The organism is Pseudomonas sp. NPDC087336, assembly GCF_044744285.1.
Lineage (GTDB): Bacteria > Pseudomonadota > Gammaproteobacteria > Pseudomonadales > Pseudomonadaceae > Aquipseudomonas.
Map to the genome: position 1 here is coordinate 293,878 of NZ_JBIUYA010000002.1, position 17,402 is coordinate 311,279.

Consider the following 17,402-nt stretch of genomic DNA (forward strand, 5'->3'; position numbering starts at 1 on the left):
CACTCCTACATTGATGGTGTACGACGATCAATTGTAGGAGTGAGCCTGCTCGCGTGATTAACTTGAAAGAGCGACCGGACTAGTCGATCAAGTCTTCGATAGCTTGAAATTTACTCACAGTGGCACAGTCGTAACACATCGTCTGTACGGTCATCTTGTCCATACTGGCGTCGATGTTGCTTGAATCACACTCACGACAAAATAGCTGCAAATTCCCTGTCAGGACATCCCGTGCCATGGCTGCGGAAAAAAACCGCGGTACCAGCTCATCCCGCCAATAGAGCCCCGGTGAGTTGGAGAAACCAGCCCCGCTGTCCTTGAGCACCACGTCATACAACAAACGCTGCAATGCCGCTTGCGGTACCCGAGAATCGCGATAGCCGGTCTTGCGCCAGCCGCGCGCCAGGGCATCCTGCGACGTGCGCAGCATATTGCGCGGAATGGTATTGGAGGCGTGTGTTCGCCCCTTGGAATTGCCAGTCGCATAAAAATGCGCCGCATTCTTCACAGCCAATCGCGCAAAGTAATAAATGTGACTCACCGAAAAATTCTGCAAAAGCTGCCCAATCACGGTTTTCGCACTGCCTTCGGCACTGAAGACAAAATTCACTTCGTTAGCCAGTACATGAATGTATTGCAGCGATTCCTCCCGCGCCAGACGGAACATCAATGCATAAAGCTCGCTTTTCCATACAGGCTGCACGCTCGCGGACAGCTCATTATAGAGGGCTGTATACAGAGAGTCGCGGGAACAACGTAAACCGGGCTCCAGTGCAACATTGGGAATCCAGCCAACGGCAAAAAAGTTGTTGATCCGACATCCGGATGATCGGTCAAAAGCGCTGATATCCGACTCCAGATCGACTGACAACACACCCTGCTCGTGGAGGTCTTTAACCAGTTCCCGACTGGACTCATTACTGGGGGACAGCGGTTCACCTCTCGACGTGGCATCCAGCGGTGCAATACTTTCGTCGCCTGCGGCGCGTCCATCATCCAACAGGGCGAGTAATACCAGTTTCTGGACGAAGCTCAATGAAGCGAAAGGTACCGGCGGACTGGGTGCTCCGTAGCGTTGCTCCAGTTCACGGCGCTCACGATGTGCCTGTTCAGCGATTTCCAGTTGTCGGATCCTGTAACACTCGGTGCAAGAACATCGCGTTTGCCGACCATGGCCCACTACGATATGACGGTGATCGCAACTAACACATTTAAATGGCTCACGAAGTGAGCCCGGGGTGTACCTTGGCTGTCGACGCACCCACATCGGCAACTCGCAGTAGGGGCATGTCAAATCTTTGCTGATGATGGGCGGCAGCACCCTCAACAAGCTGCGGACATTCCCCGGAATATTGAACTCGCTGATCAATGCTGCACTTTTTTCACCCTTTAGATAGCGCTGGTATATCTCCTCCACTTGTTGCTCGGTCAAGTGCCTGATCTCAGGCGCCCACGGGAAATACTGACTCATCTGAAGAGGTCCTTTGTTGGTTATTTTCCAATGCATTCCCTTGCTTCCAAGCCGCCAAATTAAGGCAATAGAATCAAGCTGGACAGAGGAAAACTATGCTCTCGCGACCCAATCAGAAATTTCGTACTTCAAGCGGGAACAAATTTGACAGAAATTTCTCTCATCATTCGAAGAAACACCCTGGATGGCTAGTCGTCACCCTAAGCCCTACCCTGCTGAAGATCGAAATCGCTGCTGCGCATGCCGATGCGTTGAATGGGGATGATGTGCTGGAGATCACCCATAGCACTGCTGAGAGTGATCTGGCTGAGGTGGAAGACACTTTGCAAAACATTCTGAAGGGGACCGGGACCTATATCAGCGAACTTAGCTGATTCCTCCCTTCCGCCACTGATCGTTCCCACGCTCTGCGTGGGAATGCAGCCCGGGACGCTCTGCGTCCCATTGGAACGCGGAGCGTCCCTTGAGGCATTCCCACGCAGAGCGTGGGAACGATCTGTACCGTTTCGCCAATCATTTCCCGCACTTTGCACAAAATGCCGTTAGTCGCCGCCCCCCGCGATGGATTAAAGTAACGCCCCCAGCCCTGGCGTTATTCGAACGTCTTCGGTCACCCTTTCCAGGAACAGTCATCGATGGAACATCGTGAAGCGCTGCTAGCGCTGCGAACCTTTCTTTCAACGCAGATTCTCGGCCAGGAAAAACTCATCGAGCGCTTGCTCATCGCCTTGCTTGCCGACGGCCACATGCTGGTCGAAGGTGCCCCTGGCCTGGCCAAGACCAAGGCCATCAAGGAATTGGCAGAAGGCATCGAAGCGCAGTTCCATCGCATCCAGTTCACCCCCGACCTGTTGCCTGCCGACATCACCGGTACCGAGATCTATCGTCCGGAAACCGGCAGCTTCGTGTTCCAGCAAGGCCCGATCTTCCATAACCTGGTGCTGGCGGACGAAATCAACCGCGCCCCGGCCAAGGTTCAATCGGCATTGCTCGAAGCCATGGGTGAGCGCCAGGTCAGTGTCGGGCGCAGCACCTATGAGCTGTCGCCGTTGTTCCTGGTGATGGCCACGCAGAACCCGATCGAGCAGGAGGGCACCTATCCCCTGCCCGAAGCGCAGCTGGACCGTTTCCTGATGCACGTGAAAATCGGTTTTCCGGACGCGGCTGTCGAACGCCGCATCCTGCAACAAGCCCGTGGCGAAGCCTTGAACGGCGAAACCAAGCCCGAACGCCGGGTCAGCCAGCAGGCGATCTTCGCCGCGCGCAAGGAGATCCTCGGCCTGTATATGGCTGACGCCGTGGAGGAATACCTGGTGCAACTGGTCATGGCCACGCGCACCCCGTCCAAGTTCGATCCGGAAATGGCCGAATGGATCGCCTATGGCGCCAGCCCCCGCGGTTCGATTGCCCTGGATCGTTGCGCCCGCGCCCACGCCTGGCTGGCCGGTCGTGACTTCGTCAGCCCCGAAGACATCCAGGCGGTACTGTTCGATGTGTTGCGCCACCGCATCATTCTTTCCTTTGAAGCCGAAGCCGCCGGTATCGACCAGGACCGCGTGGTCCAGCGGATTCTCGACGTCGTAGCTGTCGCTTGACCCCGATGAACGCCATTTTGCCGTCCGAGCCGGGCATCCGTGTCAGCCTCGCCGAGTTGATCGAGATGCGCCATCGCGTGCGTGAAGTGCAGCTGTTTTCGACGCCTAGCCAGCGCAGCCCGCTGATTGGCCTGCACCACTCCAAGCTGCGGGGCCGTGGCGTGGACTTTGACCAGGTGCGCGTCTATCAGGCCGGCGACGACGTGCGCAGCATCGACTGGCGCGTCACCGCCCGGACCCAGGAGCCCCACACCAAGCTGTTCCACGAGGAACGGGAGCGGCCGATTTTCATCATGGTCGAACAGAGCCGTCGATTGTTTTTCGGCTCGGGGCTGATGTTCAAGTCGGTGCTCGCCGCCCAGGCCGCGAGCCTGATTGGCTGGGCCGCGCTGGGGCATAACGACCGGGTTGGCGGCCTGGTGTTCGGCGACAATGAGCACTACGAAATCAAGCCACGGCGCAGCAAACAGAGCCTGCTGCAGTTGCTCAACCGCCTGGTACGGGTCAACCAGTCTCTGCACACCGAAACCGAGCCCGACCGCGATGCCTTCGGCATTGCCCTGCGCCGCGCGCGCGAAGTGCTGCGGCCCGGCAGCCTGGCGATCGTGATTTGCGACGAGCGAGCCTTGTCCGAAAGCGCAGAACAACAGCTGAGCCTGCTGTCGCGCCATTGCGACCTGTTGCTGTTGCCGGTGTCCGATCCGCTGGACCATGCCCTGCCCGCCGCCGGATTGTTGCGTTTCGCCGAGCGTGGCGCACAACTGGAGCTCGACACGCTCAATTTCGACCTGCGCCAGACGTATCGCGCCCAGGCCGAAGCCCGCATCGCCCGCTGGGAGTTGCTGGCGCAAAAGCTGCGGGTGTTGCTGATGCCATTGAGCACGCAAAGTGAAATGGTCGAGCAACTGCGCGAGTACCTCAACCCACAGAAGCCGGGAAAAGGTCGATGAACGGTCTCGAGCAACTGCAACCCCTGATTTCCCCACCCCCCGTGGGTTTCTGGCCGCCGGCTCCGGGCTGGTGGTTGCTGCTGCTGTTGCTGCCGGCCATCGGCTTTGGCCTGTGGAAACTGCGGTACCTGTTGCCTGGCAAGCCGCCGGTCGCGCCCGTTGAACAACCCCTGGACCCGGTGCGCGTGGCCGCCCTGGCCGAACTGGCGCGCATGCCCAAACCTTATGATGGTGCGCCCGCCGGTGCCTGGCTGCAGCAGCTCAATGGCCTGCTCAAGCGTCTATGCCGCAACCATTATCCCTATAGCCAGAGCCATACCCTCAATGGCCGCAAATGGCTGGCGTTTCTCGATAACCGCTGCCCCGCTGCCGGCCTGACCCGCTGGATGGTGCTGGTCGAAGGCGCCTACAAACCCGAATGCAAGCTTGACGACAAGGCCATCGCCGGCTTGACCCAGGCGGTCGACACCTGGATTCGCAAACATGTTTGAGTTCGCCTGGCCGTGGATTTTCGCCCTGCTGCCGCTGCCCTGGTTGATGCGGGCACTGTTGCCGGTGGCCGACAGTGGCGAACCGGCGCTCAAGGTCAGCTTCCTCAGCGACCTCGAAGGTCTCGCCCGGCGCCGCGCCCGCGCCAACCTGCCCGCCTGGCGCCAACAGGCACCGTTCCTGCTGCTGTGGTTGCTGCTGTTGAGTGCCGCGGCGCGCCCGCAATGGCTCGGCGAACCGCTGCCGATTGCCGCCAGTGGTCGCGACCTGCTGGTGGCGGTGGATGTGTCCGGCTCAATGGACTTTCCCGACATGCAGTGGCAGGACGATGACGTCAGCCGCCTCACGCTGGTCCAGCATTTGCTCGGCGATTTCCTCGAAAGTCGCGACGGCGACCGGGTCGGCCTGATCCTGTTCGGCAGCCGGGCGTACGTGCAGGCGCCCCTGACGTTTGACCGGCATACCGTGCGTGTCTGGCTCGACGAGGCGCGCATCGGCATCGCCGGCAAGAACACCGCCATCGGCGACGCCATTGGCCTGGCCGTCAAGCGTCTGCGGCAACGTCCGGCACAAAGTCGCGTGTTGATCCTGGTGACCGATGGCGCCAACAACGGTGGTGAAATCGATCCGCTCACCGCCGCGCGCCTGGCGGCCAGGGAAGGCGTGAAAATCTACCCGATCGGCATCGGCGCCGACCCGGAACAAAGTGGCACACCGGGTTTCCTGGGGATCAATCCGAGCCTGGATCTTGACGAACCCACCTTGAAAGACATCGCCGACGCCACCGGCGGCCAGTACTTTCGCGCTCAAGACGGCAAGCAGCTGCAATCGATCAAGGCCATCCTCGACCAACTGGAGCCTGTGACCCAGCAACCGACCCAGGCCCGCCCGGCCCAGGCGTTGTATCACTGGCCGCTGGCGCTGGCGTTGTTGCTGAGCATGCTGCTGGTGGTGCGCGTGCTGTGGCCGGATAACCCGCTGCATCGACTGTTCAACAAGGACCTGTTCTTGCAAACGCAATTGCCTGACTGGCGCCAGCGCCTCAAACGCCTGCGCCTGCGGAGGCGCCGATGAGCGATCTCTGGCCGTACTGGTTCCGCCCGTGGTGGCTGCTGTTGCTGCCGCTGCTTGGCTGGCTGCTCTGGCAACTGTGGCACCGGCAGAAACGCGCCGGGCGCTGGCAGATGATCCTGCCACCGGCGTTCCATGCGACGTTGCTCAGTGGCGGCAGCGGGCGCGAAAGCAAGCTGCCGTGGGTTGCCCTGGGCGTGGCCTGGATGATCGCCGTCGTCGCATTGCTCGGGCCGAGCTTTTCCCGCGTCGAACAGTCCAGCCAGAAACCCGCCGACCCTTTGGTGGTGATCCTTGAGCTGACCCCGCAAATGCTCGCCACCGACGTTCAGCCAAACCGCCTGGAGCAGGCTCGGCGCAAACTCTTCGATCTACTGCAAAGCCGCAACGATGCACAGACTGCGATCGTTGTCTTCGCTGGCAGCGCCCACACCCTGGTTCCGCTGTCGGACGACCTGTCCACCAGCCGCAACCTGCTCGATGCGCTCAAGCCGTCGTTGATGCCTGAAGCCGGACATCGCGCCGACCTGGCGGTGCTCAAGGCATTGGCCTTGCTGGATCAGGCCGCACTGGGCGACGGCCGGATCCTGTTGATCGGCACCACCCTGAGCGAACAGGAGCGCCTGGGCATCCGCCAGGCCTTGAGCGGCAAATCGACACCCTTGCTGATGCTCGGCATCGGCACCGCCGAAGGTGCGCCCATTACCCAGGAAGATGGCAGTTTCCTCAAGGATGAACAGGGGGCGATTCTCGTGTCGCGCCTGGACGAGCCTGGCTTGAAATCCTTCGTCAATGACCTGGACGGACGCTATCGCCGCGCACGCCTGAGCGATGCCGACCTGCGCGCCCTCGGCCTGTTCGACAGTCCGCGCGACCTGCGCGACAACGGCCAAACCCTGCGCCTCGACACCTGGGCAGACCAGGGCTACTGGTTGCTATTGCCGTTGCTGTTGCTGGCGGCGTGCGCCGGTCGGCGCGGCTGGTTGCTCTGCCTGCCGCTGTTGCTGATGCTGCCGCAGCCGGGTTATGCCTTCGACTTCCAGGACCTGTGGCTGCGCCCCGACCAGCAGGGCGTGCACTTGCTCAAGCAGAAACGCCCGGCTGAGGCGGCGCGGCACTTCGAAGATCACCAGTGGCAAGGCGTTGCCCTCTACGAAGCCGGCGACTACAGTGGCGCCGCCCGGCGGTTCGCCGAAGGCAACGATGCCCATGCCCACTACAATCGCGGCAACGCCCTGGCCAAAAGTGGCGAGCTGGAGGCGGCACTGGATGCTTATGAACAGGCCCTCGAACGCCAACCGGATCTGCGCCCGGCGCTGACCAACAAGGCCTTGGTGGAAAGCCTGCTCAAGCAGAAGGCCGCAGCGCCCCCTCCTGACAAAGCCGTCGATGAGGCGACCAGCGATGCCGAGCAGCAAGCACCACCCAGTGACGCTGCGCAACCGTCGCAAAGCGGTGAACCCGAAACGGCTGGCGAACACGCGCAGGCAAGCACCGAGCCCTCCGCCACCACGCCCCCGCGCCCCGGCACCAATGAGGTCCCGGGCAGCGAACTGGGAGACGAACAGTACACCGTTGCGCCCATGCGCCCGGCCAGCGACAGTATCGACGGCGAGCAGCAGCAGGCACTGGAGCAATGGCTAAGGCAGATCCCGGATGACCCGGGGGAATTGCTCAGACGCAAATTCTGGTACGAACAGCAACAACATCAGGATCAGGGAAAAACTCGATGACCCGCTTCACCGCCTTCACGCTTGCCCCGCTGCCCGCCTTGCTGCTCTGTGTGATGCAGACCCAGGCAGCCGAGCTGGTCGCCAGTGTCGACCGGGCTCGCCTGAACTCCGGCGAGACGATCGAGCTGACCCTGGAATCCAACGACGTGACCCAGTTCGGCAAGCCCGACCTGACGCCCCTGGAGCCCATGTTCGACGTGCGGGGCACCCGCCAGGTCAACCAGTTGAACACACTCAACGGCGACAACCAGGCCACCACCCGCTGGATCATCACCCTGCTGCCCTTGCAAAATGGCACCGTGGTGATCCCCGCGCTCAAGCTGGGCGAGGTCCAGAGCCAACCAATCGCCGTGAAAGTGGTCGAAAGCGCCCCCCAGGCGACCCCGGACAAACAGGCACCGGTATTCATCGACGCCAGCCTCGATCAAACCAGTGTGTACGTGCAAGCCCAGGCGGTACTGACCTTGCGCATCTACCATTCGGTGTCGCTGTACGACGACAGCAGCCTGCCGCCCTTGCAGATTCCCGACGCCCGCATCGAACAGCTGGGCGAGTCGCGTACCTACGAAAAAGACATCAACGGTCTACGCCACGGCGTCATCGAGATGCGCTATGCGATCTACCCGCAACACAGCGGTGAGCTGATCATTCCGGCGCAGATATTCAATGCCGTCCTAGTGGACGCTCAACCCGTCCAGGACGCCAGCGCCCAGGCGCCGAAATCCGGCAAATTGATGCGCGTGAGTTCCGGTCAACTGCTGTTGACGGTCAAGGCCAAGCCCGTCACCTACCCTGCCGACCTGCCCTGGCTGCCGGCTCGCAGCCTGACACTCAGCGAAAGCTGGAACCCGGAACCGGAACACGTTCAGGTCGGTGATTCGCTCACCCGCAGCCTGACGGTCAAGGCCGAAGGCCTGGCCAGCTCGCAACTGCCGCCACTGCCCGGTACCGAGGCCAGCGGGTTGCGGCGCTATCCCGATCAACCGGTGCTGGGTAACCAGAACAGCGAGCGAGGCCTGGTCGGCAGCCGTGAAGACCGCGAAGCGCTGGTGCCTTCGCGCAGCGGCGCCATAGAGTTGCCTTCGGTCGAAGTGGTCTGGTGGAACACCTTCGAAGACCATCTGGAGCACAGCAGCCTGCCCGCCCGGACCCTGCAGGTGGCCGCCAATCCCAGCCTGATGGTCGACACCCCCGCTGGCACCTCGGCACTCGATAACAGTGCCGGTAGCGAGACGCTCTGGCGCTGGAAACTCAGCAGCCTGATCCTGGCCTGCACCACCCTGCTGGGGTTCGGCCTCTGGTGGCGGGCGCGCTCGCAACCGGCGATCCAGCGTGCGGCACAAACCGGCCCGAGCCCACGCACCGTGCTCGACGACCTCAAGCGCGCCTGCCAGGCCAACGACTCCCACGCCACCCGCCAGGCGCTCGACGCCTGGGCCCGCCAGCAACCGGAAACCCTGGCCGACATGGCCGCCCGCTTCGTCCCCCTGTCCGACGCCCTCGACGGCCTGAACGGCGCGCTCTACAGCGAAACCGGCCAGCACTGGCAAGGAGAAGATCTGTGGCGGGCGATTCGTACGATTCCGATGGCTGAACGGGTGCAGGACCCGGTCGGGGACAGTGGGTTGCCGCCGCTTTATCCGAAGTAACACCCCCCTGTAGGAGCCGCCCGCAGCAAGCCGGCTCCTACAGGTCTACGCGCAGTGTCTGACCACATCCAGCGCGTTTGCCAGTAAACTCTCTCCCCTTTCGCCGTTGTCATTTTTCCTCGCGGCCATCACCTTTTTTCCTACGGAGTTCGCCTTGCGTCTGTTCCACACCTCCGACTGGCACCTCGGGCAGAATCTGCACGGCCAGGATCGCGATTTCGAGCACGGCTGTTTTCTCGACTGGCTGCTGCGCCAGCTCAAGCTGGATCAACCCAATGTGCTGCTGATCGCCGGCGACATCTTCGACACGGTCAACCCGCCGGTCAAAGCCCAGGAACGCCTTTACGATTTCATCGTCAGCGCCCATGAACAGCAACCGTTGCTGACCATCGTGATGATCGCCGGCAACCACGATTCAGGTTCGCGGATCGAACTGCCCGCCCCCTTGATGCGCCGTTTGCGGACCCATGCATTGGGTCGGGTGCTGTGGCTGGATGACGGGCAACTGGACGCCGAACGCCTGTTGCTGCCACTGCCCGATGCCCGGGGAGAAATTGCCGCCTGGTGCCTGGCGCTGCCGTTCCTGCGCCCCGCCGAAGTCACCGGCGCGCATCTGGGCGACGACTACCTGCGCGGCATCGGCCAGGTGCACGAATGGCTGATCGCAGCGGCCAATGCCAAGCGCCAGCCCGGTCAAGCGCTGATCGCCATCAGCCATGCGCACATGGCCGGTGGTTCGGTGTCGGAGGATTCCGAACGCAGCCTGATCATCGGCAACGCCGAGGCCCTGCCCGCCAGCCTGTTCGGGCCGACCATCAGCTACGTCGCCCTGGGGCATTTGCACAAGCCACAGAAGGTCAACGGTGAGGCGCGCATTCGCTACAGCGGCTCGCCGATCCCCTTGTCGTTCTCGGAAATCGGCTACCAGCACCAGATTCTCGACATCACGCTCGACGGCGAAACCCTGGTCAGCGTCGAACCGAAATTGATCCCCCGCGCCGTCAACCTGCAGCGTATCGGCCCTGCGCCCTTGGCAGACATCCTGGTGCAGCTGGCCGATCTACCCATCATCGACCTGTTGGCCGACTACCAGCGCCAGCCCTGGCTGGAAGTGCGGGTGCGCCTGGACGAGCCGCAGCCGGACTTGCGCCATCAAGTGGAAAGCGCCCTGCTGGGCAAAGCCGTGCGCCTGGTGCGCATCGGCGCCGAATACGCGGGCAACGGCAGCCGTGAAGGCTCCGATGACGGCGCCGGGTTGATCGAGCTGGACCAGCTCACGCCCCAGGAACTGTTCAGCCGCGCCTGGCAGGACAACTACGGCAGCGAGGTCGATGAGCAAACGCTCAAGGACTTTGCCGAGCTGCTGCAAGACGTGCAGATGGAGGACGAACAGCCATGAAGATCCTCGCCATCCGCCTGAAGAACCTCGCCTCCCTGGCCGGCCCGTTTGAAATCGACTTCACCGCCGAACCCCTGGCCAGCGCCGGACTGTTCGCCATCACCGGCCCCACCGGCGCGGGCAAGAGCACCCTGCTCGACGCGTTGTGCCTGGCCCTGTTCGGTGCCGTGCCGCGCCTGAACAACACCGGGCGCGACGCCAAGGTGCCGGACGCCGATGGCGAAATCGGCACCGGCGACCCACGGACCCTGCTGCGTCGCGGCACCGGCGAAGGCTATGCTGAAGTGGACTTTGTCGGCGTCGATGGCCGGCGCTATCGCGCGCGCTGGGAAGCTAATCGCGCCCGGGAAAAGGCTGGCGGCAAGCTGCAAGCCAGTCGCCAGAGTTTGCGCGACCTCGATCAGGATCAACTGCTGGCCAGCCAGAAAGGTGAATACAAGACCCAGCTCGAGGCCGCTCTGGGCCTGAATTTCGAACAATTCACCCGGGCCGTGCTGCTGGCGCAGAGCGAGTTCAGCGCCTTCCTCAAGGCCGATGACAATGACCGCAGCGAACTGCTGGAAAAACTCACCGACACGGCGCTCTACACCCGCTTGGGCCGCCGAGCCTTCGAAAAGACCCGCGAAACCCGCGAAGCCCACAAACTGCTGCAGGATCAGGCCAGCGGTGTCACACCGCTGACGCCAGAGGCGCGCGCCGAACTCGACGAGCGCTTCCACGCCGCACAACAGCAACTGAAATTGCAGCAGGCGCAACTCAAGCAGCTTGAGCTTCAGGATGCCTGGCTTAAAGAACTGCGTCGTTTGCATGACGCGCAACTGGCCGCTGCCGAACAATTGCACAGCGCTCAACACACCTGGGAAAACCTGGCCGGCGAGCGCTTGAAGCTGACGCGCCTCGAACAACTGGCCCCGCAACGGCATCAGTTCGCCCGCAAGGCCGAGGTCGATTCGCTACTCACGCCCCTGACAGAGCAGATTGCCCAGCATACCCGGCAACATGGCGAACTCAGCGAGCGCCAGGCGCTACTGGAACAGCAACTGGGCGCAACCCGGATCGCCTTGAGCGAAGCACAGCAACGGCAAACCGACTGTGCGCCACTGTTACGCCAGGCTTTCGAAGAGCAAAGCACCCTCGCCCACTTGGCCAAGGACGCAGCCCTCAGCGCAGAAACCAGGCAGAGCGCCGAACAGGCCTGCACCCAAGGCCAGAACGCGATTCAAACCTTGCACGAACAACAGGCCCGGGCTGGCGAACACTTACAGCGCATGGCGGCCGAACTCGCACAAAGCGCAGATCTGGCGCCGTTGAGCGATGCCTGGAATGCCTACCGTGATCGCCTGCAACAGCTGATGTTGATCGGCAATCGCCTGAACAAGGGTCAGGCGGAACTGGCGAATCTCGAACAGAACGCCGTGCGCACCGCGCAAGCCTTCACTGCGCAGAAACAGCAACTGGAGGTGTTGTTCAAGGAGGCCGGTGCCGAGCCGGATGCCGTCGCCGAGCAGATCGGCATCCTCGGCAGCCTGTTGCAGGACAACCGCAAGCAACTGCGGGCCATCGAAGACCTGACCCGGCTGTGGGACAGCCAACAGGACCTGGACCGGCGCGGCGCCGAGTTGCAACAACGCCAGGTCGCTGCGCAACAGGAACGTGAGCGCCTGACCCAGGACGGGGTAAAGGCCAAGGCTGAACTCGCCGTCGCCGAGCAGACCCTGACCGTCACTCGCGAACTGTTGGAGCGCCAGCGCCTGGCCCGCAGCGCCAGCGTCGAGGAACTGCGTGCACAGTTGCTCGATGACCACCCCTGCCCGGTCTGCGGCAGCCATGAGCATCCTTATCATCAGCCCGAAGCCCTGTTGCAAAGCCTGGGTCGCTTTGATGAAAGCGAACAGGCAACGGCACAGAAAGCCGTCGATCAGCTCAAGGAAAAGCTCACCGAACTGCGTGCGCAAGTGGGCGGACTGATCGCCCAGCAAAAGGAACTGCTGCAACAGCAGGAACAACTGGCAACTGCGCAGCAAACCCTGGCGCCAAGCCTTCAAGCGCATCCGCTGGCCACCGCACTGCAAAACCAGAATGCCGACAAACGCGGCGCCTGGCTCAGCCAGCAAAACAGTCAGCTGAACCAAAGCATCACCCAGGACGAACAACGGCAAACCGCCCTGCTCACCCTGCAACAGGACGCTGCACGCCTTACCCAGCAATTGCGCCACGCCGAAACCGCGCATCAGAGCGCGGCCCAGCACCTGGACAATCAACAGCGTGAACTGGGCAATGACCGCCAGCGCCTGAACGAAGAACTCAGCGCCTTCGCCAGTCTGCTGCCAGCCGATACCCTGCAAGCGCTTCGTACCGAGCCCGCCGCGACCTTCATGCAGCTTGACCGGCAGATCGCCGAGCGCCTGGCGCAACTCGATCAGCAAAAGGAAGAACTGGCCGAACAGCAACAGCGCCAGCAAAACCTCGAGAAGGAACAGGATCGACAGCAGACCCGCGTGCAACAATTGCAAACCGCCGAGCAGCAGTTCAACGCCCTGGTCATGCAACAACAGGCCAGCCAGCAAGCGCTCGGACAATTGCTCGGCTCGCACAGCAGCGCCGAGCAGTGGCAGCAGCAGCTTGAGCGGGAAGTGGAACAGTCGCGCCACGCCGAAGCCAGCACCGCCACGGAACTGCAAAATGTGCTTACGCAACTCGTGCGAATCGCTGCCGAACTCAAGGCGCAGCAAGAACGTTTGCACGCGCTGGAAAGCGAACAGCGGGAGCTCGCTGGCAAAATCGCCGAATGGCGCACCCGTCATCCAGAGCTGGATGACGGTGGCCTTGAACAACTGCTGCGGGTCGACGACGCCCATGTGAGCGAACTGCGTCAACGCTTGCAGCTCAGCGAAAAAGCCATCGAACAGGCCAATGTCCTGGTACAGGAGCGCGACAAGCGTTTGCTCGATCACCAGGCGCAACACAACGGCAACCTGGATGACGAGCAACTGGCCAACGCGCTCACCCAATTGCAAAACCAGTTCAGCGTCAGCGAGCAACGCTGCGCCGAGCTGCGGGCCGAACAGGCTGAGGATCAGCGCCGGCAGAACGCCAATCAGGCCCTGGCGCAACAGATCGCCGACGCCTACACCGAGTACCAGCGCTGGGCTCGCTTGAACGCGCTGATCGGTTCGGCCACCGGCGACACCTTCCGCAAGATCGCCCAGGCCTACAACCTCGACCTGTTGGTGCACCACGCCAACGTGCAATTGCGCCAACTGGTGCGGCGCTACCGCCTCAAGCGCGGCGGCAGCATGCTGGGCTTACTGGTGATGGACACCGAGATGGGTGACGAACTGCGCTCGGTGCATTCGTTGTCCGGCGGCGAGACGTTCCTGGTGTCGCTGGCCCTGGCGCTGGGCCTGGCATCGATGGCCTCGAGCACGCTGAAAATCGAATCGCTGTTCATCGACGAAGGTTTCGGCAGCCTCGATCCGGAGTCCCTGCAATTGGCCATGGACGCCCTCGATGGTCTGCAGGCCCAGGGGCGCAAGGTCGCGGTGATCTCCCATGTGCAGGAAATGCATGAGCGGATTCCGGTGCAGATCCAGGTCCGCCGCCAGGGCAACGGCTTGAGCACCCTGGAGGTGAAATGATCACGCTCTACTCGTTCCGCCGCTGCCCGTACGCCATGCGGGCACGCATGGCGCTACGCTACAGCGAAGTGGCCGTGGACATTGTCGAAGTCAGCCTGAAGGCCAAACCCGCTGAAATGCTCGCGCTGTCGAGCAAAGGCACAGTGCCGGTGTTGAACGTCGACGGCCGGGTCATCGATGAGAGCCTGGAAATCATGCGTTGGGCCTTGGCACAGCATGATCCGCTGGACTGGCTGCTCAAGGATGACCCGCAAGGGCAGCTCGCCATCGCGGCGTTGATAGAGGAGAACGATCAGGTCTTCAAGGTGCATCTGAACCGCTACAAGTACGCCGAACGCTATCCCGAACAGCCGATGGCGTTTTACCGCGCCGAGGGCGAGGTGTTCCTGCGTAAGCTGGATGAGTTGCTGGACGGTCGCGATTATTTGCTGGCCGACCACCCAACCCTGGCCGACGTGGCGCTGATGCCGTTCATACGGCAATTCGCCCATGTCGATCGCCAGTGGTTCGCGCAGGCGCCGTATCGACGACTGCAGGACTGGTTGCAGCGGTTTCTGGCGTCGGCGTTGTTTACATCAGTGATGGCGAAATAAAACACGATCCCTGTAGGAGCCCGGCTTGCCGGCGAAGGCGTCGTCGAGATCGCCTTCGCCGGCAAGCCGGGCTCCTACAGGGAACGTGATGGGTCAGGCTAATACTTCACACATGCCGATGGACGAGCAATCAACATGGAACGGTCCGAAAAAACCTTCATCAGGCGTGATCGGCGGGTTGCCGGCCAGCATCCCCATGGCCTTGGCCGTTTCGATGTTGCGCGCGATGTTGTGGTTGGCCTCGATGGCCCGTGCCACCCCGCCTATTGATCCGTGCCCGATCCCCAGCAGGGAAAAGCCATTGGTAATGAATGCCAGGAAGGCGATAACCAGAAGTTTGCAACGGTTCATGCTCCGCCCACTCCCGCCAGTTCGGCCGGATCGACCATCGCCTGTTGCGCGCGATGTTCAAACTGGATGCCAGGGTGTGCGACATGGATCGGCGGTTCGTCGGTCTGCTGCGACTGCGGTGAAAGACTGACAACCAGCACCATGACCAGGTAAAGACCGATTGCCACATAGGCGCCGTGTTTGGCAGAGGTGATGATCGTGCTGGCCATGATGAACTCCGTGGACATGTTTCAGAGTCCACAGAATCAATCAAAAAAGCACCGGTAACCAACGAGTCTGATGCATAGCAAATATCAACTTCGTTGATCATTAAGCCAGTCTATCTCAGTCTTCAATAAAACTTATCATGCGCTCGCGGGCAGCGTCGGGTTCTCCGGGGATGGGCCCGGCAGACAGGATCGGGGTCGAATAGAGGAACAGCAGCACCACGGCAAGACGCATCGTCATTTTGGCAATCCTTTTCTTCAGAAGGAGGAGTCAAAAAATCAGCGTCAAATTTAGAGGCATGGCCACCTGATATCAAGCATCGGCGGCTAACTTGTCGCAAACGCGTTATGCAGGAGCGACATCACTTCAACACCTTTCGCGGCCTGGGCTTCGATCGGCAAGTGACTTCGCTCCTGCATAAAGGCTGCAGGGCTTGAATTTCAGTGTTGGGTTTTGTGATCCAGGGCGGCGTAGAAGTTGGCACTCTGTTGCAGGTATTTCTGGGTGTAGCTCTGGGCGTGGGTTTTCTTGTCGTTGATTTCAACGTTGGCGCTGGCTGGCAGGGCCACGGTGGCGGAAATGGCGGAAGCGGCGATTACGGAGAAGAGATTGAAGTTCATGCTGTATTCCTCGGAGTCGGTTGGCTTGCTTGCCCGGTGGGGCCGTGAAGCAAACGTAACCCTCGAGGGTTAGCAGCTTGAAATCTTTTGTAGCACTTACAGATATCACCCTCATTGATAGAAGGATGCAGGCCCCATCAACCGGGGCCTGCGGCCTATTGACGCACCAGGAACTTCAGGTCACTGGGTGCATCCATCGGCAGGTTTTGCACAGTTTTACCGAGCAATCCCGTCTTGGCATCGCGTTCGACAACGGTGATCTGGTTGCTTTTCTGATTGGCGATCAGAAGGAACTTGCCACTTGGATCGAGGCTGAATTCCCGTGGATGATCCCCCTCCACCGAGCGCCGTTGCAGTTCCTTGAGATGGCCCGTCGCCGGGTCGATGGCAAACACCAGCAACTGGTTGGCCGTGCCTCGATTGCTGGCATAGAGGAACTTGCCGTCCGTTGATGCATGCAAGGCGGCGGCGGCCTTGTCGGAAACGGGCTGACCGGCAGCCAGGTCGACCATCTGGGTTTGCTCGAGCTTGCCGTCGCGGTAATCGAACACCGCCACTTGCGCACTCATTTCCATGGTCAGCCAAGCGTGCTTGCCATCGGCACTGAACAGCAAATGGCGCGGCCCGCTACCGGGCGGCAGTTGGACGAACGACGGTGCGGCCGGGGTCAACGGCAAGTCAGGATTGGCCTTGGGGTCGAAGCGGTAGACAAAAACCTTGTCCGCCCCCAGGTCGTTGGAAAACACGTATTGGCCGTCAGGCGACGGTATCGTCGCGTGCACATGCGCCGACATCTGCCGCTCGGGGTTGACCCGGCTGGCCGGATGGCTGCTCATCTGCACCACCGGTTTGAGCGTGCCATCGGCCGCCACCGGCAACACCGCCAGGCTGCCGCCCGGATCTTCAGCCACCGAGTAGTTGCTGACAAACAAGTGGCTCGCTTCAAGGCTCAGGCTCGAATGCGTTGGCTCGTTACCGAGGCTTTGCACCTGATTGATCAGGGTTAGCTCATGGGTCTTGGGGTCGATGGCATAGCTGCTGACCCGCCCTACCGGATCGCTATGGCCCGGGCCATTTTCGTTGACCACGAACAAACGCTGCTGATCCCTGGACAGGGTCAGCCAGGATGGGTTTTCGCTCTTGATCACTTGCAGCGGCCTGGCGTCGATCTGCCCGCTCGCACTGTCAAAGTTCAGGCGATAAATACCCTGGCTTTGGCCGGAAGTGTACGAACCCACGAGCAATTGATAGTTATCGGCGGATGCCACCTGGACGCCCATGGCGCCGATGCTGCCGGCAATCAACAGTGGCCAGAGGTTACGCATCCTGTTGATCGTCGTCTTCGTTGTTGTCGCCGCTGATGACGTCGCCGAGGCACACCAGGCGGTGTTCGCCGTCGTTATCGTTGATCAGCCAGCTTTGCAGGGTGGCGTCGAAGGTTGCGGCCTGGACCTGTGCCGGGGTGAATTCCCAGTGCTTGGCCGCTCGACCGTCCATGCATTCGATGTGCAGGTTGTCGTCGACATCAAGGGCGAATTCGAAGGCGTGCAGCCCGTCGATTTCCACCATCCCGCAATGTTCGAGGGCGTTGAGCAAGGTGTCTGTTACGGCAGTCATGGCAGTCAATCTTTGAGTG

At 61.5% G+C, this 17,402-nt stretch carries 16 protein-coding genes and 1 pseudogene; 10 read left to right on the forward strand and 7 right to left on the reverse strand.

The features are described from left to right. Positions 1–79: 79 nt before the first annotated feature. A complete protein-coding gene (locus tag ACIO0C_RS03740; protein ID WP_401307971.1) occupies positions 80–1,471 on the reverse strand; it encodes a hypothetical protein in 1,392 nt (463 codons plus the stop codon). 174 nt (positions 1,472–1,645) lie between these two features. Here ACIO0C_RS03740 and ACIO0C_RS03745 point away from each other — a divergent pair. The 10 genes and pseudogenes from ACIO0C_RS03745 to ACIO0C_RS03790 form a co-directional block, all read left to right on the forward strand. Further along, a pseudogene (locus tag ACIO0C_RS03745) lies at positions 1,646–1,845 on the forward strand (hypothetical protein); the annotation flags it as partial. A gap of 261 nt (positions 1,846–2,106) precedes the next feature. After that, positions 2,107–3,066: an AAA family ATPase gene (locus ACIO0C_RS03750; protein WP_401307974.1), complete on the forward strand. Its 960-nt coding sequence runs from the start codon at positions 2,107–2,109 to the stop codon at positions 3,064–3,066. Positions 3,067–3,071: 5 nt separating this feature from the next. Continuing rightward, on the forward strand, positions 3,072–4,016 hold the full coding sequence (locus ACIO0C_RS03755) for a DUF58 domain-containing protein (RefSeq protein WP_401307977.1): 945 nt from the start codon (positions 3,072–3,074) through the stop codon (positions 4,014–4,016). After that, positions 4,013–4,507: a DUF4381 domain-containing protein gene (locus ACIO0C_RS03760; protein ID WP_401307980.1), complete on the forward strand. Its 495-nt coding sequence runs from the start codon at positions 4,013–4,015 to the stop codon at positions 4,505–4,507. Before ACIO0C_RS03755 ends, ACIO0C_RS03760 begins: the two co-directional genes overlap by 4 nt. Beyond that, positions 4,500–5,579 (forward strand): vWA domain-containing protein, encoded by a 1,080-nt coding sequence (locus tag ACIO0C_RS03765; RefSeq protein ID WP_401307982.1) that lies wholly within the window; start codon positions 4,500–4,502, stop codon positions 5,577–5,579. Before ACIO0C_RS03760 ends, ACIO0C_RS03765 begins: the two co-directional genes overlap by 8 nt. After that, the gene (locus tag ACIO0C_RS03770; RefSeq protein WP_401307985.1) at positions 5,576–7,309 is read left to right on the forward strand and encodes a tetratricopeptide repeat protein; all 1,734 of its coding nucleotides are present in this window, start codon (positions 5,576–5,578) and stop codon (positions 7,307–7,309) included. The genes ACIO0C_RS03765 and ACIO0C_RS03770 overlap by 4 nt, the downstream gene beginning before the upstream one ends. Further along, positions 7,306–8,958, forward strand: coding sequence for a BatD family protein (locus tag ACIO0C_RS03775; RefSeq protein ID WP_401307988.1), 1,653 nt, complete (start codon positions 7,306–7,308; stop codon positions 8,956–8,958). The genes ACIO0C_RS03770 and ACIO0C_RS03775 overlap by 4 nt, the downstream gene beginning before the upstream one ends. Positions 8,959–9,112: 154 nt before the next feature. Next, positions 9,113–10,357 carry an exonuclease SbcCD subunit D C-terminal domain-containing protein gene (locus ACIO0C_RS03780; RefSeq protein ID WP_401307991.1) on the forward strand — a complete coding sequence of 415 codons (1,245 nt, stop codon included), beginning with the start codon at positions 9,113–9,115 and terminating at the stop codon, positions 10,355–10,357. Next, positions 10,354–13,995, forward strand: a complete 3,642-nt coding sequence (locus ACIO0C_RS03785; protein ID WP_401307994.1) for an AAA family ATPase — start codon at positions 10,354–10,356, stop codon at positions 13,993–13,995. The genes ACIO0C_RS03780 and ACIO0C_RS03785 overlap by 4 nt, the downstream gene beginning before the upstream one ends. Then, the gene (locus ACIO0C_RS03790) at positions 13,992–14,588 is read left to right on the forward strand and encodes a glutathione S-transferase (protein WP_401307997.1); all 597 of its coding nucleotides are present in this window, start codon (positions 13,992–13,994) and stop codon (positions 14,586–14,588) included. Before ACIO0C_RS03785 ends, ACIO0C_RS03790 begins: the two co-directional genes overlap by 4 nt. A gap of 93 nt (positions 14,589–14,681) precedes the next feature. On the opposite strand, the gene ACIO0C_RS03795 is transcribed toward ACIO0C_RS03790, so the two are convergent. The 6 genes from ACIO0C_RS03795 to ACIO0C_RS03820 form a co-directional block, all read right to left on the reverse strand. Next, positions 14,682–14,939, reverse strand: a complete 258-nt coding sequence (locus tag ACIO0C_RS03795) for a hypothetical protein (protein ID WP_401308000.1) — start codon at positions 14,937–14,939, stop codon at positions 14,682–14,684. Further along, a complete protein-coding gene (locus ACIO0C_RS03800) occupies positions 14,936–15,148 on the reverse strand; it encodes a hypothetical protein (protein ID WP_401308003.1) in 213 nt (70 codons plus the stop codon). Before ACIO0C_RS03800 ends, ACIO0C_RS03795 begins: the two co-directional genes overlap by 4 nt. Before the next feature lie 115 nt (positions 15,149–15,263). Then, positions 15,264–15,386 (reverse strand): hypothetical protein, encoded by a 123-nt coding sequence (locus tag ACIO0C_RS03805; RefSeq protein ID WP_008066313.1) that lies wholly within the window; start codon positions 15,384–15,386, stop codon positions 15,264–15,266. 200 nt (positions 15,387–15,586) lie between these two features. Further along, positions 15,587–15,766: a hypothetical protein gene (locus ACIO0C_RS03810; RefSeq protein ID WP_401308006.1), complete on the reverse strand. Its 180-nt coding sequence runs from the start codon at positions 15,764–15,766 to the stop codon at positions 15,587–15,589. Positions 15,767–15,921: 155 nt separating this feature from the next. Next, the gene (locus ACIO0C_RS03815) at positions 15,922–17,091 is read right to left on the reverse strand and encodes a lactonase family protein (protein ID WP_401308008.1); all 1,170 of its coding nucleotides are present in this window, start codon (positions 17,089–17,091) and stop codon (positions 15,922–15,924) included. Next, positions 17,084–17,383: a DUF5629 family protein gene (locus ACIO0C_RS03820; RefSeq protein WP_401308011.1), complete on the reverse strand. Its 300-nt coding sequence runs from the start codon at positions 17,381–17,383 to the stop codon at positions 17,084–17,086. The genes ACIO0C_RS03815 and ACIO0C_RS03820 overlap by 8 nt, the downstream gene beginning before the upstream one ends. Positions 17,384–17,402: the final 19 nt, after the last annotated feature.